The sequence below is a fragment of the Paenibacillus sp. BR2-3 genome, from assembly GCF_046529485.1.
Lineage (GTDB): Bacteria > Bacillota > Bacilli > Paenibacillales > Paenibacillaceae > Paenibacillus_AQ.
The window spans coordinates 3351190-3372623 of sequence record NZ_CP126311.1 but is presented as its reverse complement, the minus strand read 5'-3'; the positions used below and the strand labels follow the sequence as shown (position 1 = coordinate 3372623).

The 21434-nt window shown below is 47.6% G+C and carries 22 protein-coding genes and 1 pseudogene; 16 read left to right on the top strand and 7 right to left on the bottom strand.

The window, feature by feature from the left end; translation table 11 throughout:
- Positions 1-60: 60 nt before the first annotated feature.
- The 6 genes from mmsA to PaeBR_RS16180 all read left to right on the top strand — a co-directional run bounded on the left by mmsA (position 61) and on the right by PaeBR_RS16180 (position 6421).
- Positions 61-1590, top strand: coding sequence for a multiple monosaccharide ABC transporter ATP-binding protein (gene mmsA / locus PaeBR_RS16205; protein ID WP_410511578.1), 1530 nt, complete (start codon positions 61-63; stop codon positions 1588-1590).
- A gap of 6 nt (positions 1591-1596) precedes the next feature.
- Positions 1597-2760 carry a multiple monosaccharide ABC transporter permease gene (mmsB, locus tag PaeBR_RS16200; protein ID WP_410511577.1) on the top strand — a complete coding sequence of 388 codons (1164 nt, stop codon included), beginning with the start codon at positions 1597-1599 and terminating at the stop codon, positions 2758-2760.
- A 134-nt stretch (positions 2761-2894) separates the two neighbouring features.
- Complete coding sequence (locus PaeBR_RS16195; protein ID WP_410511576.1) at positions 2895-3515, top strand: TraX family protein; 621 nt, start codon at positions 2895-2897, stop codon at positions 3513-3515.
- Between the two features lie 91 nt (positions 3516-3606).
- Complete coding sequence (locus PaeBR_RS16190) at positions 3607-5127, top strand: copper amine oxidase N-terminal domain-containing protein (RefSeq protein WP_410511575.1); 1521 nt, start codon at positions 3607-3609, stop codon at positions 5125-5127.
- A gap of 429 nt (positions 5128-5556) precedes the next feature.
- On the top strand, positions 5557-6156 hold the full coding sequence (locus PaeBR_RS16185; RefSeq protein ID WP_410511574.1) for a nitroreductase family protein: 600 nt from the start codon (positions 5557-5559) through the stop codon (positions 6154-6156).
- A 70-nt stretch (positions 6157-6226) separates the two neighbouring features.
- Positions 6227-6421 (top strand): DUF2188 domain-containing protein, encoded by a 195-nt coding sequence (locus PaeBR_RS16180; RefSeq protein ID WP_410511573.1) that lies wholly within the window; start codon positions 6227-6229, stop codon positions 6419-6421.
- 354 nt (positions 6422-6775) lie between these two features.
- On the opposite strand, the gene PaeBR_RS16175 is transcribed toward PaeBR_RS16180, so the two are convergent.
- Entirely contained in the window at positions 6776-7954 is a 1179-nt protein-coding gene (locus tag PaeBR_RS16175) for a peptidylprolyl isomerase (protein WP_410511572.1), read from the bottom strand.
- A gap of 201 nt (positions 7955-8155) precedes the next feature.
- Entirely contained in the window at positions 8156-8497 is a 342-nt protein-coding gene (locus PaeBR_RS16170) for a LytTR family transcriptional regulator DNA-binding domain-containing protein (protein ID WP_410511571.1), read from the bottom strand.
- A 208-nt stretch (positions 8498-8705) separates the two neighbouring features.
- Between PaeBR_RS16170 and PaeBR_RS16165 the strand changes: the two genes are divergently transcribed.
- Positions 8706-9818 (top strand): lactonase family protein, encoded by a 1113-nt coding sequence (locus tag PaeBR_RS16165; protein WP_410511570.1) that lies wholly within the window; start codon positions 8706-8708, stop codon positions 9816-9818.
- Between the two features lie 33 nt (positions 9819-9851).
- Here the strand turns inward: PaeBR_RS16165 and hfq are convergent, their stop codons facing one another.
- Positions 9852-10157, bottom strand: coding sequence for an RNA chaperone Hfq (hfq, locus tag PaeBR_RS16160; protein WP_410511569.1), 306 nt, complete (start codon positions 10155-10157; stop codon positions 9852-9854).
- A gap of 24 nt (positions 10158-10181) precedes the next feature.
- Between hfq and PaeBR_RS16155 the strand changes: the two genes are divergently transcribed.
- Positions 10182-10838 carry a phosphatase PAP2 family protein gene (locus PaeBR_RS16155; protein ID WP_410511568.1) on the top strand — a complete coding sequence of 219 codons (657 nt, stop codon included), beginning with the start codon at positions 10182-10184 and terminating at the stop codon, positions 10836-10838.
- A gap of 43 nt (positions 10839-10881) precedes the next feature.
- Here PaeBR_RS16155 and PaeBR_RS16150 read toward each other — a convergent pair whose 3' ends face one another.
- Positions 10882-11349 carry a hypothetical protein gene (locus PaeBR_RS16150; protein ID WP_410511567.1) on the bottom strand — a complete coding sequence of 156 codons (468 nt, stop codon included), beginning with the start codon at positions 11347-11349 and terminating at the stop codon, positions 10882-10884.
- Between the two features lie 204 nt (positions 11350-11553).
- Here PaeBR_RS16150 and PaeBR_RS16145 point away from each other — a divergent pair, with 204 nt between their 5' ends.
- The 3 genes from PaeBR_RS16145 to PaeBR_RS16135 all read left to right on the top strand — a co-directional run bounded on the left by PaeBR_RS16145 (position 11554) and on the right by PaeBR_RS16135 (position 16380).
- Positions 11554-12582 (top strand): FUSC family protein, encoded by a 1029-nt coding sequence (locus PaeBR_RS16145; RefSeq protein WP_410511566.1) that lies wholly within the window; start codon positions 11554-11556, stop codon positions 12580-12582.
- 29 nt (positions 12583-12611) lie between these two features.
- Positions 12612-14963 carry an RNA polymerase recycling motor HelD gene (gene helD / locus PaeBR_RS16140; RefSeq protein WP_410511565.1) on the top strand — a complete coding sequence of 784 codons (2352 nt, stop codon included), beginning with the start codon at positions 12612-12614 and terminating at the stop codon, positions 14961-14963.
- 136 nt (positions 14964-15099) lie between these two features.
- Positions 15100-16380 (top strand): MFS transporter, encoded by a 1281-nt coding sequence (locus tag PaeBR_RS16135; RefSeq protein ID WP_410511564.1) that lies wholly within the window; start codon positions 15100-15102, stop codon positions 16378-16380.
- Here the strand turns inward: PaeBR_RS16135 and PaeBR_RS16130 are convergent.
- Positions 16353-16796 (bottom strand): annotated as a pseudogene (locus PaeBR_RS16130) (MFS transporter); the annotation flags it as partial. The gene PaeBR_RS16135 and the pseudogene PaeBR_RS16130 sit on opposite strands and share 28 nt — an antisense overlap.
- Positions 16797-17364: 568 nt before the next feature.
- Positions 17365-18012, bottom strand: coding sequence for a fructose-6-phosphate aldolase (gene fsa / locus PaeBR_RS16125; protein WP_410511563.1), 648 nt, complete (start codon positions 18010-18012; stop codon positions 17365-17367).
- Positions 18013-18340: 328 nt separating this feature from the next.
- Here fsa and PaeBR_RS16120 point away from each other — a divergent pair, with 328 nt between their 5' ends.
- Genes PaeBR_RS16120 through PaeBR_RS16110 form a run of 3 tightly spaced genes read left to right on the top strand, consistent with a single transcriptional unit; the run spans position 18341 to position 19888 of the window.
- Positions 18341-18814: a hypothetical protein gene (locus tag PaeBR_RS16120; RefSeq protein ID WP_410511562.1), complete on the top strand. Its 474-nt coding sequence runs from the start codon at positions 18341-18343 to the stop codon at positions 18812-18814.
- Entirely contained in the window at positions 18798-19361 is a 564-nt protein-coding gene (locus tag PaeBR_RS16115) for a macro domain-containing protein (protein ID WP_410511561.1), read from the top strand. Before PaeBR_RS16120 ends, PaeBR_RS16115 begins: the two co-directional genes overlap by 17 nt.
- A gap of 41 nt (positions 19362-19402) precedes the next feature.
- The gene (locus tag PaeBR_RS16110) at positions 19403-19888 is read left to right on the top strand and encodes a GNAT family N-acetyltransferase (protein WP_410511560.1); all 486 of its coding nucleotides are present in this window, start codon (positions 19403-19405) and stop codon (positions 19886-19888) included.
- A gap of 9 nt (positions 19889-19897) precedes the next feature.
- Here the strand turns inward: PaeBR_RS16110 and PaeBR_RS16105 are convergent, their stop codons facing one another.
- Positions 19898-20095, bottom strand: a complete 198-nt coding sequence (locus tag PaeBR_RS16105) for a hypothetical protein (RefSeq protein WP_410511559.1) — start codon at positions 20093-20095, stop codon at positions 19898-19900.
- A 76-nt stretch (positions 20096-20171) separates the two neighbouring features.
- On the opposite strand from PaeBR_RS16105, the gene rpiA reads away from it, so the two are divergent.
- Together rpiA and PaeBR_RS16095 are read left to right on the top strand one after the other, a co-directional pair.
- On the top strand, positions 20172-20858 hold the full coding sequence (rpiA, locus tag PaeBR_RS16100) for a ribose-5-phosphate isomerase RpiA (protein ID WP_410511558.1): 687 nt from the start codon (positions 20172-20174) through the stop codon (positions 20856-20858).
- Positions 20858-21304, top strand: coding sequence for a GNAT family N-acetyltransferase (locus PaeBR_RS16095; RefSeq protein WP_410511557.1), 447 nt, complete (start codon positions 20858-20860; stop codon positions 21302-21304). The genes rpiA and PaeBR_RS16095 overlap by 1 nt, the downstream gene beginning before the upstream one ends.
- Positions 21305-21434: the final 130 nt, after the last annotated feature.

The window sequence follows — 21434 nt, the reverse complement described above, 5'->3', positions numbered from 1 at the left end:
CTGAAGAGGCTGCTTGCCGTTTCCGTTATTACAGTCACAAGGAAAGCTGGGTGAGAAGCATTGACGGACTATATTTTGGAGATGAAGGGCATAACCAAAATGTTTCCCGGGGTAAAGGCGCTCGGAAATGTGAACTTGAAGGTAAAAGAAGGCGAGATTCACGCTTTATGCGGAGAAAATGGCGCCGGCAAGTCTACACTGATGAAAGTACTGAGCGGTGTGTATCCTCATGGAACCTATGAGGGGGATATCCTTTACAAAGGACAGGTCTGCCAGTTCAAGGATATTAAGGATAGCGAAAGCCTGGGGATTGTGATCATCCACCAGGAGCTGGCGCTGATTCCGTATTTGTCGATTTCGGAAAACATCTTCCTCGGGAATGAGCAGGCAAAGCGCGGGGTGATCAACTGGAACGAAACGACGGTTAAGACAAAAGGGCTGCTTCAAACCGTCGGCCTTAAGGAATCGCCGTTTACACAGGTATCCACTATAGGTGTCGGCAAGCAGCAATTGGTAGAGATCGCAAAGGCGCTCTCCAAGGAAGTGAAGCTGCTCATTCTTGACGAACCCACTGCGGCGCTCAATGAGGATGATAGTGAGAATCTGCTGGAGCTAATTCTGGAGCTCAAAAAGCAAGGGATCTCGTCCATTATCATTTCGCATAAATTGAACGAAATCGAGAAGATAGCGGATTCTGTAACCATACTTCGTGACGGGCTGACGATACAGACACTGGATATGAAGCAGGATCAGGTTACCGAGGATGTCATTATCAAGGGTATGGTTGGCCGGGATCTGACCCATCGGTATCCGGAGCGTACTCCGCAAATAGGGGAGACCATCTTTGAAGTCCGCAACTGGGAAGTATACCACCCGACGCAGCAGGACCGCAAAATGCTGGACAACATTAATATGCATATCCGGCGGGGTGAAGTGGTAGGCATTGCCGGTCTGATGGGAGCGGGACGAACAGAGCTGGCCATGAGTGTATTCGGCAGATCCTACGGCAAACGCATTAGCGGTCAGGTATTCATTCACGGCAAGGAAGTGCACTTAACCGACATTAATAAGGCTATGGAGAACGGATTGGCCTATGTTACCGAGGACCGCAAGCATTACGGACTCATTCTAATGGATGATATTAAACGCAATATTACCTTGAGCAGTTTGAACAAGCTGTCCAGGCATGGCGTTATTAATGAGAACGAAGAGGTGCTGGTCGCGGAAGAATATCGGAAGAAGCTGAACATCAAGTCGCCGAGCATCCTGCAAAAAACAGTCAATCTCAGTGGTGGGAATCAGCAGAAGGTAGTACTCAGCAAATGGATATACACGGGACCGGATATTCTCATTCTGGATGAACCTACCCGTGGCATTGACGTCGGGGCGAAATATGAAATCTACTCTATTATCAATCAACTGGCGTCTGAAGGAAAAGGCGTATTGGTCATATCCTCCGAGCTGCCCGAGATTCTTGGCATGTGCGACCGGATCTACATTATGAACGAAGGCCGCATCAGCGGCGAGGTGGAACGTAAGGATGCAACTCAGGAGACCTTAATGAAATACATGACACGAAGCAGGGGGTAATACCGAATGGGAGCTATAGGTGAACTTTTCAAGAAAAATATCCGCCAATACGGCATGATTGTTGCACTTATTTTTATATCGGTTTTCTTTCAGATTCTTACTGACGGCATCTTGCTGAAGCCGCTTAACGTCACGAACCTGATTCTTCAGAACAGCTATATTCTTGTATTGGCCATTGGGATGGTGTTAGTCATTATTACCGGCCATATTGATCTTTCTGTCGGGTCCGTGGCAGCTTTTATCGGTGCATTGTCAGCAATTATGATGGTGGATATGCAGATGAACCCGGTGCTTGCAGTCGTTCTCTCACTGCTGATGGGTGCGCTTGTCGGTGCCTGGCAGGGCTTCTGGGTCGCCTACATCAAAATACCTGCATTCATAGTTACGCTGGCCGGGATGCTGCTGTTCCGCGGCTTGACAATGATCGTACTGAACGGGCAGTCCATTGCCCCTTTTCCTAAGTCGTTCCAGAAAATCAGCTCCGGCTTTATCCCGGATTTATTTGGCGGAAGCGCATTGAATGTGATCACACTGCTGGTTGGCGTCCTCTTGTCTGCAGTAGTCGTGTATCAGGAGTTCAAAACCAGAAAAGTACAAACCAAATACGGCTTTGAGCAGGCCTCGGTCTGGTTATCTGTAGCCAAGGCTGCGGGACTTGTAATTGTTATTAATGCTTTTACTTTTGTGCTTGCCCAATACAACGGAATTCCGAACATTCTCGTCATCCTGCTGGTGCTGATCGCCATCTACTCCTTCGTTATGAACCGGATGACTATGGGGCGGCATATATACGCTTTGGGTGGGAACGAGAAGGCGGCAAGCCTGTCCGGTGTAAAAACCAAACGTGTAACGTTCTGGGTATTTGTTAACATGGGCGTATTGGCTGCCCTTTCGGGTCTGGTATTCGCAGCCCGTCTGAATTCGGCCACACCGAAAGCGGGCACCAACTTCGAATTGGATGCTATCGCTGCCTGCTTTATCGGCGGAGCTTCGGCGTCGGGGGGGATTGGAACCGTCATTGGTGCGATCATCGGCGGTCTTGTTATGGGCGTCATGAACAACGGTATGTCTCTGGTTGGTCTCGGTGTAGACTGGCAGCAGGGAATAAAGGGACTTGTATTGCTGCTCGCGGTTGGATTTGATATTTACAATAAATCGAAAACCTCTTAGTCATATCTGCTTGGATTCCATCATCCCAGCCGCTTCCGGTACGATCCGGGAGCGGCTTTTTTCGTCATGTGGTCCTCCAGCTTGCGATGAATGTCAAACCGTTAGATAATAAGTAAAAAAACCGGAGGACAACTATGCAGCTGATTGCGATGATAACGATGCTGATCGATCATATTGGCTATATCTTTTTCCCGCAAGAAATGGCCTGGAGATATGTAGGGAGGATCGCTTTCCCTATTTATTGCTACGGGCTTGTTCAAGGGCATCTTCACACGACCTCCAGATCGAAATATTTACTGAGGCTGCTGCTGATCGCCATCATTTCACAGCTGCCCTATAACCTGGCGATTAATCCTGAAGGGCTGAACGTCGTGATTACGCTGCTGTTGGCGGCTGTTATACTGGCCGTGCTGGACCGCCTGCCTAACCCCTGGCTGGGTTTGCCGATTATTGCGGTGGCTAGTGTACTTATGGACTATTTCCCGGTGGATTACGGTGCCTATGGCCTGCTGCTGGTTCTGATTTTCCGTTATACCAAATCCTATGCGATGGTACTGGCACATTTGGCATTGAATATTCTCTACTTGTTCTATAATGGGTGGTTAATACAAATGGCAAGTATAGTGCCTACCATAATAATTGCATGGGGTCCTGCTTTTTGGCAGCGTTTGGAGAAACATCGGATTCCCCGGTGGGTGTGGTGGTCTTTTTATCCCGCACATTTATTGGTTCTGGCTATTGTGAAAATCTACTAAAAAATAGTTGTTTAAAATTGCTATTTTACAAATCTTTCCCTTACTGAGATAATAAACTGGTTATCTAAAAAACAGATAGAGGTGAGATGCTATGAGGAAGTTAAAAGTACACACAAAATGGTTTGCATCGTTCATCGCATTACTGTTGATTCTGGCAGGCTGTCAAGCCGTAGGGGGACTGGATGTCAACAAGGCCTTGCTTGGAGATTTAGACGTAAAGTCATCGGAATCCAGTATGTCACTCTCTCTTAAAGCCGTCCCAGCACCTGGGATAAGTGCTGAAGATAAGAAAATCGTGGACCTTATTAATTCTTTTTCTTTAAATGTAAGCCGTGTCAAACTGCAGGACAATGGTAATATTTCTGCACAGGGTACGGTGGTTTTCAAACAGCTGAACGTGCCGTTTACCTTGTTCCTGGATAAGGAAGCGCTGGTATTTACAGTCGAAGGCGCAAAGCAGCCGTTCTACTTCCCTATAGCGGACTACGGAACACTATTAGGCGAGGAACCGATAGATCAGGCGAAGACGCAGGAAATATCTAAACTTCTTGCACAGTTTGTGGTCAACAATCTGCCGAATCCATCGGATATCAGCGTGTCCCCTGTTACTGAGGCCGTATACGGTCAGCAGGTGAACTTGACGAAGCTGCATGCGGAATTCACCGGCGACCAGCTTCCAGGATTACTTAAATCCTTTCTCCGCTCGGTATCCAAGGATACTGAAGGCTTCACAAAGCTGATTGAAGGGTTGTATGATTACCTGCTGCCAGTACTGCAATCGAATAGCGATTCTTTCGTTGATCCCTTTAATTTGGGCTTGGGCGACATGATCCCTTTGGAAGATAAAGAAGGGGTCGTAACTGTGCTTCATGATGCGGTAAAACTTGCGGTTGATACTGTACTGCTGGTTTATGACAAACAGCTGGACAAACTGTACGAATCTACTCCTGAGCTGCGTACCGTTTTAAGTAAAGAGACGAAGCTGCAGACAGACATCTTTGTGGACAGTGATCTTCATGTACGTAAGCAGAATGTAGAGTTGAATGTAGCTCTCCCCGCCAGCGATGATCTGCCGCTCCAAAGCATTTCCTTCAAGGCACAAAGTGAGTCGTGGAATATTAACGGGCCGGTCACCGCTGACCCAATCAGCAAGAACGGTGCGCTTGATCTTACATCAATCCAGCTGACTCCGGGTGAGACACTGAGAAACTTTAATGTTAATTCTAATGCCTATCGGATCCTTAAAGAGGATATCGGGATTACGAAAAAATCAATAGTGATCGCTCCTGATGATGAATATTACTATCCAATAGTAAAAGGGAATACGACATTTGTCCCGCTCCGTAATTTGGCGCAGGATTTGGATGCCAAGGTAACATGGAATAAGGGGACCCGTCAGACTGTGGTAACCGATGATCTGAACGGCAAGAAGATGCTGTTTAAGGTGGGCTCCAAAGAAGCTGTAATTAACGGAACTAAGGTGAAGCTTGGCCAGCCGGTGTTCGTGGATGAATACGGATCTACTTATGTTCCGCTTCGTTTATTAGCACAAGCCCTGCAGGCGACGGTAAAGATCGACAGTGAAGGCTGGATCTTTGTTGATCGTAAATAAGCTAATCCTGACTGTCTGAATTCCAAACAAGAAACCCGGCTCACCTGCCGCTTAACAGCGGAGGGAGCCGGGTTTCATTGTTATATCCTATCTTTTGGTCAGAACGCTGCTTCTGGGAGAGATGAACTGATACCTCTACAGCCTGCAACACTTAAACTTGCTGCAAGCAGCAGCGGTAGGATACAGAGCCCTATTTTTGTTCTGCTCATACATAAATATAAATACCTTCTTTCTATACATTTGCTGATTCGTTGTAGCTCATTCAGGTATTTATGTATATCGGAATAAAAAAACCTGGAATAGCTACAATAAGAGTTGGCCGCTATGTAAACCCGACAAATAAAGTTGTATTTAGAAGTTGTGTTTTCGGAAAAAATGTATTATGATTTAAAAAAGTAAGTATCTAAATTAAATGGAGGTAGTTATTTTATGTCGAATGGTTTCTTTGAAGCAGTTAAAACAAGACGTTCCGTATATGCCATCATTAAAGAATCCCCGGTATCCGATGCCAAAATTCAAGAGATCGTTGAAGAGGCAGTTTTACATAGCCCTACATCGTTCAACTCACAAACCTCCAGAGCGGTAGTTCTTCTGGGAGAGCAGCACGATAAATTGTGGGACATTACAACGGAAACATTGCGGAAGATCGTTCCTGCCGAGCAGTTTGAAGGCACAGCCCAAAAGCTGGGGTCGTTCAAGAGCGGATACGGTACCGTGTTATTTTTTGAAGATCAGGCAATTGTAAAGCAGCTTCAGGAGAACTTCGCGCTGTACGCGGACAATTTCCCGATCTGGTCGAACCAATCCTCGGGCATGCTTCAATTCGTGGTGTGGACAGCGCTTGCCGAAGCAGGTCTTGGTGCCTCGCTGCAGCATTATAATCCGTTGATTGATGACGAGGTAAAAGAAACTTGGAGCATTCCGGCTGAGTGGAAACTGATCGCACAGCTTCCGTTCGGCTCGGTAGCGGCTGCTCCGGACCCTAAAGAATTCCAGCCGATTGAAGATCGCGTGAAAGTATTTAAATAAGGGTACTTACGTTTAACTCCTCCTGGATCGGGCTAATTAGTACTATAACCGAATCAAGGAGGAGTTTTGTATGCCCTGGAATAAAGAGGATTATCCGGATTCACTCAAAAATTTCACTGCCCCCATCCGCCACAAAACCATTGAGATCGCTAACGCACTTCTGGAGGATGGTTACGAAGAAGGCAGGGCCATCGCTATTGCAACCGCACAGGCGAAAGAGTGGGGAGACCATCACGACAAGCAGATTCGTAAAAAAGGACATTAGGGTTCTTAACTCTTTTGAGTAAGCCTTAAGCAGGTGTTCTGAGTGGACGCTCCGCGAACGGACCGTTGCTCCATCGCTGTGGTCTCCAGATTTTTTTTATTTTCCTTGGCGGTAAAAATCCGGAGAAAGCATATGCTTTCGAAGAGAGCTTTCCCTCGGAAAGCTTTTGGGCGACCGCTGCGCTTTTCCGCAATCGTTCCGTTCTCTCCGCTGCTTTCAGCGGAAACCCTTACTCCCAAATCTTCTTTAATTCACAAAAAAAATCGCCCTTTGGTAAAATGGAAGTGTCGAAGCGACCATTTTATAAGGAGCGATTTCTTTTGTTCTTCAAATATAGCAGGGACCAACTTTGTACTATTCAGCTGCTGGTGCTTCACTAGCTGCCGGTGCGTCTGTTGCAGCTCCAGCATCATCTTTGGCATCAGTAAGGGTGTTGGTAATCTTAGCTTTAGCTTTTATTTCTTCCAGCCACGTGGAGGACATCTCGGAAATCTTTTGGGTGATGAGAGTTTTGCGGACTTCCTCTTTCTTCTCTTCCAGGGTAGAGGTCTTCGGTTCTTTCCGGTCCGTTACTTTAATGATATGGAAGCCGTATTGCGATTTAACCGCACCGCTGGTTTCTCCAACCTTCATCTTGAAGGCCGCATCGGAGAACTCGGGAACCATTTCGCCGCGTTTGAAGAAGTTCAGATCGCCTCCGTTATCCTTGGAGCCCGTATCTGCAGATTTCTCTTTAGCCAGTGCTGCAAAATCTGCGCCATCCTTAAGCTGTTTCAGGATTGTGTCAGCTTCAGCCTGGGTCTTGACGAGAATGTGGGAAGCGCGAACCTGTGTCTCAGCAATATCATAAGACGCTTTGTTGGCGTCATAGTAAGTTTTAATTTCCTCATCGGTAACCTTTACTTGCTGCTCCAGTATTTTGCGCATCTGAACTTGAATCGGCATTTGCTTCTTAAGGTCGTCCAGTGTCATGCCGCTTTGCTCCAATGCGGAATTCAGGGCTGCCTCTCCACCGAACTGGGTTTTAAGCTCTTCAATCTCTGCATTGATATCTTCATCCGTAACGGCAGATACATTCGCTTTTTTCGCTTCTTGATCAACGAGTGCAGTGGTAATCATGGATTGCAGCGTATTTTCGCCACCAGCCTCAACCAGCTTCGCATACAGTTGATCTTTGGTGATGTCCGTTCCGTTAACCGTAGCTACAGCAGTTTCGCCGTCCGCTTTTTGGAAAGGAGGTTTAATCAGAACAATAACCAGTGCAGCTGCCAGAATAATAGAAGCGATCATCCAGCCTTTATTGCTTTTGGGGGCTGCAGGTACGACTGCCGGGGTTTCACCGACTTTGCTCATTACGGGAACACTTTGCTCTATTTCTGCAGCAGCGGGGGGTGCCGAGGGGTTAACCTCTTCGATCACCGGGCTGGTTTCCTCTGCGAGAGGACCTTCAACTTCATTGGCGGAAGCGCTGTGTTCTTCCGTAGTACCGTCGTTTTCCAGATGTTCGTTCTCATTGTAGTCTTTTTTGTCCATTATTTGTAATGACTCCCTTCAATATATATGCTGCCTGTCTTTAAACCACTTTATCAGAAAACTGAATCCCAAACCTTAAGAAAGTATAAAAAAGCACATTTTCTTTTTAAGTTTTTATTAAGAATAGCAAAAAAAGCCAAAAGTTACACGGGTCTCCGTGTTACCCCAGGCTTTTCGAATGCTAGGAAACTGAATTTTTTCTTAAGCGTTGAGTCGTCCTCTTAGCAGATGGCGGATGCTTTCCTGTTTACGTCTTGGGACACGGACCTGCTTGGCATATAAGCCCATTTCCCCGAAATAAATGCAGTCATCTTCTATGGAGCTGATTTTGTTTAGATTGACATAACAGCCGCCATTCACATGATAGTAGCTCGAATTGGACAGTAAACGATTCAATTGCTCGGCAGACATTCTCTTTTTTATATTATAGTTTCTGCCGTGAAAAATGACCAGATCATGGTCTCCGACCTTAAAGAACAGAATGTCCGTTTCCACCTCGAAGTCCTCATAAACATTTTTGGCTTCCAGCAGGATGCTACTCATTCACGTTCCCCCTTTATACAAAATAAAAGATTAATGTTAGCGCTTACATCATATCATATTCCCTGAGGCTTGAGAAGTCTTATTTTTAAAATATTTAATGACATTTTCTTCGCTGCATTTGTCATGGACGGTGAAAGAAGGTAAATTATAATAATGACTGCTGCGATAAAGAGATTTGGAAAGCGACATTTCGAGGAGGAACAGAACAATGATTGAACATGAACAGGCAAAGCTGCTGCTATTTACAGGTTCATATTCCGATGCAGCTGACAGCGGTATCCAGGTATTTCAGTTCAATGGAGAAGCCGGGGGCTCACTCCGATTGGTGCATAAGATAGAAGGTATTGCCAATCCAACCTTTGTTAACGTGGATCCCTTAAACATGCGGCTCTATGCGATAGGGGAGAAGCCGAATGGAGAAGGCGGCAAAGAGGGAGAGGTAGCGGCTTACGCGATCCATCCGGAATCGGGTGAACTAAGTGAGCTAAGCCGGACAGCGACAATGCCTGCCCACGGCAAGAGCCAAATGACAACCTGCCATATTTCACGTGACTTGGACAGTCAATACTTGGTGGTATGCAGCTATCATGGAGGAACCATAGGTCTGGTTTCTTTAGATGAGGAGGGGAAAACCGGACGTTTGTGCGACACAGCCGTTCATTCGGGCCACGGGGCTCATCCGGAGCGCCAGGATCGCCCGCATCCGCATTCGGCAATATTCAGCCCGGACGGCCGTTTTGTATTCGTCTCGGATCTGGGTCTGGATATGATCCGGTGTTACCGTATTAACCGGGAGAGCGGGACTTTGGAGCCTCAAAGGGACACAGCCTTGCATCCGGGAGCGGGCCCCCGCCATTTAGCCTTCCATCCTGACGGCAACTCGGCTTACGTCATTAACGAGGTTGATTCCACTATTACATCGTTCACATATGAACGTGGGACCGGAGTTCTAAATACTGTGATGACCGTGCCTACATTGCCGGAAGAATTCATTGGAGAAAATACTTGCGCGGAAATTGCCCTGTCCAGGGACGGCCGTTTTTTGTATGGCTCCAATCGGGGATCTGACACTATTGTTGTATATGCCGTTGATGCAGATACTGCCAAGCTGACGCTGATAGAGCATGTTTCCACACGCGGCGGACATCCGCGCCACTTCACTGTAACACCGGATGGCGGCTATCTCATCGTTGCCAACCGCGACGGAAATAACCTGGTAGTGTTCGCACTGGATGGAAAAACCGGACGCCTGACATTCACAGGGAATACAGCCGAAGTATCCAAACCTGTATGTGTAAGGCCGGCATTGTTCAAAATATAAAGAACACCGGAAAAAATTCCGGTGTTCCATTAATTACTTGAGTGAGACTGGCTTAAGGGGAACGATAGTGGACACGGCTGATTTGAACAGTACGTTCTGTCTCCCGTCACCCTGGCCATGCAAAGTGATGGTAAAGGCATCATAAGCGGTTACGAGTCCTTGCATTTTGACACCATTAGTTGTAAAGATCGTGACCGGGACCTTTGTTGAAATGAATTGGTTCAACAAACGTTCCTGCAGCTTGAGACTTTCCACTTGGCAGCACTCCATCTCCATGAATTGATTTCTAAGCAAGTATACCACGGGAATGGCATTCTCAGGAAATACGTTCTGCAGCATCGGAGATTAACAGGGGGAGCGTTCATGAGTATTTCAAAGCACAAATACAGGGAGTTTGTATTATTCATTGGGTTTGCTGTGGTTTTTGCCGTGATCGCGGTGCTGGTGGTTTTGAACGGAGTGACTTATTTCGATAACTATATTATCGGTGCAGTACAATCTGCAGAATCGCCTTCCCTGACTTTTCTAGCGAAAGGCTTATCCTTAGTGGGCTCTTCATGGTTAGCCATCGGCTTCTCGCTTCTGACGATGATGTTGCTTTTTTTCCTGCTTAGGCACCGGATGGAGCTGGTATTGTTTTTGTGGGTGGGACTAGGCTCACAAATTTTGAATACGTTTTTGAAGCTGCGGTTTCACCGGGAGCGGCCCAATATACACAGAATTATCGAAGAGGTTGGATACAGCTTTCCGAGCGGCCATTCCATGGCTGCCTTTTCCTTATACGGGGTAATTGCCTATCTGCTCTGGCGCCATTTAAGTTCTGGACCCGGACGTGTAATGTTGATTACAGGGGCAGTTCTTATGACAGGCGGAATTGGGTGGAGCCGGATTTATCTGGGGGTGCATTATCCAAGTGATGTAATAGGGGGATATGCCGCCAGCTGCGCCTGGCTGATGTTATCCATTGGTTTATTCAAACTCTATCAGGGATACCGAAAGCCTAAGAGCAAAGCTGATTAATATACAGATACCTTCCTGAAGAATCGGGAAGGTATCTGCATTGCTACTCATGAAATTTACCCATCTTGCTAATTTTCAGCTTCAACATAGCAGGGAGCCGTTCTTTAAGCTTTTTGGCTTCCGCATCGCTAAGGCGTCCCTCGGCTACGGCCTGATCCAGATTCCGGACGGCGGCCTCAGACAGCTTTTGTACATATTGCTCCTCAGTCCAGCCTTTTTTCTCTAAAGCGAGTTCGGGAAGAGTTTTGCCGGCTTTGAGACTTTCCTTTAGTGAGGAACACTCCATTTCAAGCAGCCTGGAGGTTTCCATCATAATGAAATGCCCTCCGGAATGAAATCTTCCGTCTTTGCCGTGATGATGTTCATGGCAGCGGGCGGAAGAGAGCGAATCAGGTGCTGGCGAAGGCGTCGCCTGTTCCGCTCCGGCATGACCTGTAAACCCGGCTGCAGGGGAAAGACTGAACAAAACGGCGGCTGTAAGGGTAATGATTCTTTTGACATTTTTGCGCATGTATTCACCTCCTCTTGTGCAGGATTATGGTGCTGCTGTATCATTATTCCCAAAAAGATGAATTCTGGCTGAAAATTAGCTTAAGCAGTCCTAAAATTCGTGAATGTGTTCCAAGGGTAATAAGGTTAATGGAATACATACAGATTGCATGAAGTACAAAATAGTGCATATGTTATGCTCTAGAACAATATGGGAGGGATGGTTTTGGCTTTTGGCGCCCGCATACTTAAAACGGGAATGGCAGTAACTCTTGCCTTATACTTGTCCGAGCTGCTGCAATTTTCATCTCCGGTTGGCGCGGCGATTGCGGCGATTTTTGCGATGCAGCCATCGATTTACCGTTCCTGGCGTTATTTTCTGGATCAAATCCAGACCAGTACAATGGGGGCGGTGCTTGCCCTCCTAGGCGGGCTGCTGTTATCCAATCAACCGATTGCGGTTGGACTTGTGTGTATTCTGGTTATTATGATAAGTATGAAAATGAACAGGGGAGATACGATCGGACTTACCCTGGTCACCGTTATTTCTGTGATGGAAGCTTCCGGGCAATGGGAATTTGCGCTGAATCGTTTTCTGCTAACCCTTACAGGCATTGTGTCGGCATTCCTAATTAATATTATTGTGTTTCCCCCCAAGCCCCGTAAGCAATATATCCAGCAGATCGAGAATGTTTTTAAAAGTTTGTCCCTGCTGCTGCGGACCGCGGTTTCACATGAGATGAAAGAAAGTGTTTTTCGGGATGAGAAAAATGCGCTGGAGGGCTCGATCAAATCACTTGCGGATAAGTACAGTTTGTTCGAAGAGGAGCAGAAATCGCTCAGACGTGCCAAGTACAGCCAGACACGCCAAATGGTGGTTTACAAAAACTTGCTGTCCTCTGTGCAAAAGGGATTTGAGGTACTGGAGGCGGTGGATCGTCATTATTTCCAGGCCGAGCGTTCAGAGGAGACCGATATTCTGTTCGACCGCCATCTGGAGCAGCTGATCAAATACCATGAACACATATTACTCAAATTTGAAGACAAGCTAAAGCCGAATACAACGGATACGGACCCGCTGGGTGATGATAACGACCGTTTTCTGGAAGCGGCTATTCTGGGGTACAATGCTGAAAAATCAGGTCAGCTGCGGTTATCCATTGTAGCGGCGGCTGTGTATGACTATGGATATCAGCTGGAGCGGCTGGACCGGGTAGCTGAACAAATCAACCGGATGTCAGAGGAGAAAGAATAAGTTCAACCTTTTAAAGGGGATGAAAAGCAGTGACGAATAATGAGAGCGAGTGGAAAGAAGAACAAGGGAGAGTTAACGGTGTAACTAAGCTTTTAGGCAGCCGTATCAGGGTCTTATCGGAAGAGCTTGGCCTGCACCGCACCGAGGTTGTCGATATGCGTAAGGACTTCTGGGAAGAGGTTACCGTTAATTTCAGCAGCCCGGACGATCTTGGTGAGACTTCTACAAGTTTGCGGCAGCAGTCGCAGATTCTATCAGAGCGCGAGCGGCATCATTTGCAGTCCAGCAAGGCGCTGAAAAAATATAAAAAGCTGGTGGTCTCCCCTTATTTCGGACGTATTGATTTCACGGAAAAGCCCAATGGAAAGACCGAGCAGATCTATTTGGGAATTGGCTCTTTAATGGAAGATGACGGGACATTTCTGATTTATGATTGGCGCGCTCCCATATCCAGTCTTTACTATGATGGCGCACCGGGGCCGGCTGTCTATGATACTCCGGGCGGTGTCGTAGCCGGCACCATGGATCTCAAACGTCAATTTGTTATAGACAACGGCAACATCGAAGTCATGTTCGATACGGGGATGACGATTGGTGACGAATTGCTGCAGCAGGTTCTCAGCCATAGTGCCGACGACCGGATGAAGAGCATTGTGGCAACGATTCAAAAAGAACAAAACGCGATTATCCGCAATGATAAAAGCCGGATGCTTGTAGTTCAGGGGGCTGCGGGCAGCGGAAAGACGTCTGCCGCTCTGCAGAGAGTTGCTTATCTTCTATATAAATACAGGGAAGTCCTTCAGGCGGATCAAATGCTGCTCTTCTCTCCCAATCCTCTCTTCAACAGCTATGTATCCACGGTATTGCCTGAGCTTGGTGAGGAAAACATGCAGCAGACGACATTTCAGATGTATCTGGAACACCGGCTGGGCCATGAATTTCAGCTGGAGGATGTCTTTAACCAGACGGAGAGTCTCTTAAATGCTCCGGAAGGACCTGAAGCAGGGATACGGAGAGCAGGAATAGCCTACAAATCTTCGGTGTCCTTCCTTGATGTGATCCGCAGGTATGTCTTTTTGTTGGAGCGTGAAGGCATGCTGTTCAAGCCTGTGGTATTTCAGGGGCGGGTGATTGTAAGCAAGGAGGATCTGCTGCAGAAATTTTATAGCTTTGATCCCGCAATTAAGCTGGCTAACCGGGTCGATCTTATGACTGGCTGGCTGCTGAAAAAAATCTCTGATTTCGGCCACGAGGAGCGCAGTGCGAACTGGGTCGAAAATCAGATCGAAGTGCTGGATTCAGATGAATACCATCGGGCCTTTCAAATGATGCAGCGGAAAAAACGCGGTAAGGGAGAATCCTTCGATGACTACGATACGGAAAAAGAGCTGCTCGGCCGTTATGTGGTCAGCCAGCGTCTGAAGCCGCTGCGGCGCTGGGTCAAGCGTGGCCGTTTTGTTGATGTGAAGGGACTATACAGCACTTTATTCACTAATCTGGAACTGCTGGAACGTCTGAACGGCAACCATGATCTTCCTCCGGAGTGGGATGATGTATGCGTACAAACCCTAAATACTATACATGCTAATGAGTTGACTTATGAGGACGCTACACCCTTTTTATATCTGAAGGAGCTGAGCCAGGGCTTCCGCACCAATACACTTATCCGCCACGTTATTGTCGATGAGGTGCAGGATTACTCCCCTTTTCAGCTTGAGTTCATGCGCAGATTGTTTCCCCGTGCCAAAATGACCGTACTCGGTGATCTTAATCAGGCTATTTATGCGCAGGGTGAGGTTTTGGGAGATTTGGCCAGCCTGGTAAGCGTGTATGGGGAAGAAAACACGGAAGTGATCTCGCTGACGCGCAGTTATCGCTCGACTTATGAGATCGTGGAGTTTACTCGGGCCATGATCCCTGGCGGGGAACGAATCATACCGTTTAACCGGCGAGGAGAAGAGCCTTTGGTAAGCGTCGTGTCCAGTAAGCCTGAGCTGCTTGCCGCAGTGGAGAGCGACATTAAGGAGCTGCATTCGCGCGGTTATCATTATGTGGCCGTTATCTGTAAAACCGCGGAAGAGAGTGAACGTGTGTATACTGAATTGAAAGGAAAGCTGCCAGTAAGGCTGGTTACGAAAGAGACCCCCAATTTTCAAAAGGGTACGCTAGTACTTCCAGCCTATCTGGCAAAAGGTGTGGAGTTTGACGCAGTGATTATCTACGACGGTTCGGAACAAAATTACAGTCGGGAAAGTGAACGGAAGCTTTTCTATACCGCCTGCACCCGGGCGATGCATTTACTGCACATTTACAGCCTGGGAGAGCCGAGCCGCTTCCTCCCTGCTGCTAAAGTGGATACCGTTGCAGCCGAATCCATCTAAAGCCGATACGCTTAATATCTGAAACATAGACCGTCCTTCGTATTTTGCGAAAGGGCGGTTTTTGCTTCCATGAATAAAGGTGCCGAAACAAACCACAATAAGAAGTATTGCGAACAAAGACGAAGGTGGTAAGTACATGAAGGATAAGAAATGGGATCTGGTTGCGTTAGCTTCCATTCCGTTAATTATGACCCTTGGCAACTCCATGCTTATACCTATTTTGCCGCAAATATCCCGGCAACTTGATATCTCTGCGTTTCAGGTCAGTATGCTGATTACCGTTTTTGGACTGGTGGCCATATTAATGATTCCTGTAGCAGGTTATCTCTCGGACCGTTTCGGACGGAAAATAGTCATTCTGCCCAGTCTTATCCTTGCAGCGATTGGCGGAGCCATCTGCGTTGCCGCGGCATGGTTTATGGACGGGCTCAGCGCATATTGGGTCATTTTGGCGGGACGTTTTTTGCAGGGGATTGGAGCCGCAGGCGCTTTTCCTATTGTGCTGCCCTTTGTGGGTGATTTGTTCAAGGATGAAAAGGAAGTCAGTAAAAGCTTGGGTATTATTGAAACTTCGAACACCTTCGGTAAGGTTTTAAGTCCGATCCTGGGTGCTTATCTGGGTACGCTGCTCTGGTATGCACCTTTTATTGCGATTCCAATTCTTTGTGCGATTTCTTTTCTAATGGTCTTATTTCTTGTCAAAAAGCCGGAGGAGGACGAGAAGGACGAGAAGCCGGGAATTCGTGAATTCCTGTCCGAGATTGTTGGTGTTTTACATAAAAAAGGGCGCTGGCTGTACGCTATTTTTGCCATTGGCGGGATTTGCATGTTCCTGATCTTCGGAGTTTTGTTTTATTTATCGGAGACGCTAGAATCGAAATATAATTTGCAGGGTACCATGAAAGGCTTTGTTCTTGCGATTCCGCTCACGCTGCTCTGTCTGTCTTCTTACGGAGGCGGGAAAATTATCGGTCAAAACAAGGGGCTGATGAAGTGGCTGGGCTTCAGCGGTATGTTGCTGCTTACGGTGGCGATGGTGATTGCCGGATTTGGTAATGGAATTTATTTTTTGGTCGGTTTTTTGAGTTTGGTGGGAATTGGGATCGGTGTTGCCCTGCCTTGTATGGACGCTCTTCTTACGGAGGGAATTGAAAAGAAAAATCGCGGCACCATCACCTCCCTATACAGCAGCATGCGCTTTATTGGTGTGGCACTGGGACCGCCAGTAGTATCGCTTATTATGACCAGGGGGCATTGGGTGCTGTTTGCTACATTGGCTGCTGTTGGAGCAGTTGGCGGTTTGCTGACTTTATTTGCTGTTACTCCCAATAAGAATAAGCCGGGAAAATCTGTCGGCAGGAAGACGGCGAAGATGGGAAGGCATATACGTCATGCCCGACGGCAGCGGGCCCGCTGACCTAATGCTAGAATCGAGACATAGATTATCAGCAAAAGTCCGGGAGTCAGTGCGGAAAAACGGTACATGACTGCATAGCTGGTGTATAGAGCGATAACCCCGAGGAGCATGGAACCGGCGGCTACACCCAGATCCAACGAGTTCAGGAACATGCCGTTCGCCATTCCCCGCTGGCGTGGCTCTACCGACTGGATCATCCAGGTCTGCAGGGAGGGCTGCATTGAACCGAACCCGATGCCATAACACAGCGCGGCCGGAAACAATGCGGCGGTTGAAGAAGCGAAGGAGAGCAGGACCAGGCCGGCCATCACAAACAGGCTTCCGGGAATGAGCAAGGCTTCAGGACCGTAACGGTCGTAAATTTTGCCCGACAGTGGCCGTATGATTACTATTGCAACGGCATTGAACAGAAAAAAGATCAACGTCCGTTCACGGAGCATCTTTGTAGAACGTTACCGCAGTAAATCCTGTTATCAAACTTTCAGGACAATCATCCATAATGAGGCTGGGTTTCAAATCAGGAAATCTGGAGTTGGGCAGCGAATTAATTCCAAAATACCGTTTTGGCGGGCTCAGGGGACGCTATTTACTTAAAATACCCCGGATTTCTAATTAGGTTTGGGCAGATAGAGGGAAATTATCCCTCTAAAGTGGCGAGTGCCAGTTTGTTCGGGCAAATAGAGGGAAATAATCCCTCTAAAGTGGTCAGTGCTAGCTTGTTTTAGGCAAATAGAGGGAAATTGTCCCTCTAATCATGCCGTATGAGGTGGGTTTGCTAATTTACAGGGAGGAATTCCCTCTAATCACCGGTTACAGGGTCTGGTGTGTGGCTAGGTTGCAACATTTTGTTAAGCACTGATTCTGGTGTTGACCCCAATATCACAAAGCCTTTATTTTATTTAACATCCAAAATGAAAAAGGCTGTCTCTTCAGTAGTAGAACTACCTAAGGGACAGCCTTTCGTTCTATGGCAGGATATTGATCTTAAGCTTGCGGAACCTTTTCCCAATCCTTCAGGAAGCGTTCGATACCATTGTCGGTAAGCGGGTGTTTCCAAAGCGAAGGCAGGAGTGATCCAGGAATGGTTGCGATATGTGCGCCGGCAATGGCCGCTTGCTCCACATGTGCAATGTTACGGATACTTGCTGCAATGATTTCGGAAGTCAGTCCGTAGTTGGTCAGAATCGTCTTCAGATCCTTGATCAATGCCATTCCATCTACGCCGATATCGTCCAGACGGCCAACGAACGGGCTGATGTAAGTAGCTCCCGCTTTAGCGGCCATAAGACCTTGAGCAGCAGAGAATATGAGGGTTACGTTCGTCTTGATCCCTTTCTTCGTAAGCTCATAACAAGCTTCCAATCCATCTTCAGTCATAGGCAGCTTAATAACAACATTCGGCGCCCATTCCGCGATTTCATAAGCTTCCTTAAGCATTTCTTCCGCTTTCAGTCCGATAACTTCAGCACTTACCGGTCCTGGCACGATGGCAACGATTTCTTTAATAACGTCTTTAAAAAGTCTGCCCTCTTTGGCGATCAGCGACGGGTTCGTCGTAACGCCATCCACTAAACCGAGGCGGGTAATACGTTTGATTTCTTCAATATTTCCGGTATCCAAGAAAAATTTCATTTCCGGTTATCCTCCCTTGATTTCCATATGGATTGACAAGCAGCGTTCCTACCTACATTATGAGACATGCCATACAAAGTTTCAACTGTTAATATGAATATTTCAAAATAACTATATAGAAACGGTACCGCTTACTTTTTAAATATTTTACTGAAAATAGGATTGGCCGCACCGGATACAGGGTATTGGAATACTGAACGCAGAGAAACCGTCCCATTTTCAAAAAAAATCTCTTCTTTCGAATTCAGCCATTTCAGACTTGTTCCCGCCGTGATAATATTAAGTCGGTATTGTAATTTTTTTAATGTGAAGTGGACGGTGAGGACGGATGATTTATGCATTATTGACTGTCGTGCTCCTGCTGCTGCTGGCGGGCGGGGTACTTGCCTACAAGAACAGCAAATTAATTGCGAACCGGAGTGAGTCAGGGTCTTCGTCCCGCGGTGCCTCTTTGATGTATTCCGTATATCATTTACCCATTTCCGGCAACGCTAAAGAGTCTGGTGCTGTTCCTTTGTTCCAATTGACTGTGCCTGCGGGGATGAATGGATCCACTGCCACTGATAATGTAAGGCCGGCAACTACGCTCACGCTTTATAGAGTAGCTGAAGGGAAGGGCGAGATGAGGCTGACGGACGCGGAGAACTGGATGCTTAACAGCATAAGACAATCTGCATTCGGGGGCGCACCCATTGAGCATGAAGCCTTTATAGACAAGACCATTAACAGCAAGGAGAAAGAGCTGATTATAAATCTGGAGGAAGCAGCGAAGGGGGAAGCCTACCGTGCAAATCATCATTAACAATGTGACGATATCTGTAAGTGAAGGCGATATTACCAAATGGCATGGGGATATTATCGTGAACGCATCCAACTCCGGATTATATGGGGGCGGAGGTGTGGACGGAGCGATTCACCGGGCAGGAGGTCCTCAAATTGCCGAAGAATGTTCTGTTATACGGCAAAAGCAGGGCGGCTGTCTTCCAGGGGAGGCCGCGCTTACCCATGCAGGCAGACTTCCGGTCCGATACATTTTACATACAGTTGGACCGATCTGGAAAGGCGGAGCAGGCGGGGAAGAAGCCATATTAGCCAAGTGCTACCGGAGCAGTCTGGACCTCGCTTGTTCCAAGGGAGCCCAAAGTATTACTTTTCCGAATATTAGTACGGGCATTTACAATTTCCCAAAAGGATTAGCTTGCAGGACGGCCCTTCATACCGTTATCCAATATGTTAAAGAGCATGAACCAGGCTCATTGCCTTTGACAAGAATTGATTTTATTTGTTTTGAGAGAGAAAATGCAGAATTGTATGAAGCAGAGATTGGAAGATATGTTTCCGCCGAATAATATCTATCCATTAAAAAAGCGGGCTGCGGAAGGAGTACGAAGTGTTACCAGTAACTGATGTGAATTTTATTGTTGTTGAGCCGGAGAATCCTGATTTAAGGGGGCTTATTGACCGTTTGGACGAGGATCTCAAGGCACGTTACCCTCATGAAACCATCTATGTCGTTGATTTTAAAGATCCGAAGGTAAGAGAGATGACTTTTGTAGTGGCCTATCAGAATGGGCTGTCCATAGGGTGCGGAGGATTACGGCCGCTTGATTACTTAGGGGGAGATATTCCGGCTATGGAGCTGAAGCGTTTCTACGTAGACCCGGGCTGCCGCAACATGGGGATAGCGACCCAAATGCTGCTATTTCTTGAAGAGAAGGCCGCAGCCGCCGGATACAAGGAAATTAGACTGGAGACAGGAATCAAGCAGCCGGAAGCGATTGCTCTTTATGTTAAGCATGGCTACCGGCCGATTGATCTGTTCGGACCTTATGTAGGGGATCCTGATAGTCTTTGTTACGGTAAAATCCTGGAATAAGATTAAGGCCTAGGCGTGATATTTGCCGACTGGCGCGTTAAGAACCCATTCGAGCATCAGGATCATGTCCTCAAAACGGCTAAGCTGTGCCTTCAGGTTATCCCGCTGCGGGCTGTCCTCGGCTAAAGGGCCCAGACGCGTTTCCAGTGATTTGCACTGGAGGGTCAATTCGTTGATTTTGGCTTGAATCTGGTTTTCGGTTCTCATCCGGAATCCTCCTGAACATGGGTTTCATACAATTGTGATTATAGATTATTATAACGTATAACGTGGGGGTATTTAAATGAGTGTCAATGTGAAACAGTTGGCGGCAGAAAAAGCAGTAGAATATGTTCAGGACGGCATGAAGGTTGGGCTGGGGACCGGGTCGACGGCCTATTGGGCGATACGCAGGCTTGGCGAGCGTGTTAGTGAAGGCTTGAATATTACCGCAGTAGCGACCTCCCGCGCTTCAGAGGAGCAGGCGCGTGAGCTGGGAATTCCGCTTGTGGCCTTTGGCGATATTGACAGCCTGGATCTGACGATTGACGGAGCGGACGAACTGGACAGCAAGCTCCAATTGATAAAAGGCGGGGGCGGCGCTTTACTTCGTGAGAAGATTGTCGCCGGCAATAGCTCCCGGATGATTGTGGTGGCGGATGAGAGCAAAGCCGTACATACGTTGGGTAAATTCCCGCTTCCGGTGGAGATTGTTCCTTTTGCCTGGGAGTGGACGGTTGCAGAGATTGCCAAGCTGGGCTGCAAGCCGGAGCTGCGCCGCAGCGGGGAAGAGCTGTACAGGACGGATAACGGCAATTACATAGCAGACTGCCGCTTCGAGGTTATTGATTCGGCTCCGGAGCTGGCGTTGGCACTGCAGGGCATTACGGGCGTCGTGGAGCATGGTCTGTTCATCGGAATCGCTGATATGGCCATTCTGGGCAAGAGCGACGGAAGCATTGAGATTATTGAAGGCGGGAAGGAAGAATAATGTCTATGTTAATTGATCTGAAGCATCTCATAGGCACACCGGAGGTAAAAGAGCTGCTGACTTATGCGGTAATTGACGAGCCTGATGCTCTTCAGCAAACCTTGGCAGAATACAGCGAACAACCGGCGCTGCAACTATATGGCTGGGAAGAGGATGGCCTGCTGCTTGGCCTCGTAGGTTACGAAGAAACTGAGGATGGGTCGCTGGAGGTCAAGCATATCGCCGTGCTGCCGGAGAACAGAGGGAAGGGATACGCGCGCGGCATGATTTTGGAACTGCTGACAGCACGCCAGCCACGGTATCTTATGGCAGAGACAGAGGACGAGGTCGCCGCAAACTTTTACCGCAGCCTGGGTTTTATGGTATACAGCCTTGGTGAGAACGGTGCGGGCATCGAGCTGTTCCGCTGTGTGTATGAGACCGATGAATCCGAGGATGAGGAATAACATATGTAAACAGGGCAGGGTTTTCTTGCAGCAGTTATACTGCTGCGGGGAAACCTTTTTTTTGTATTTCCTGAATGCCAGCTTGGTTGAGAGTTGACTTTCACAGGAGGAATCCATATAGTTTTATAAT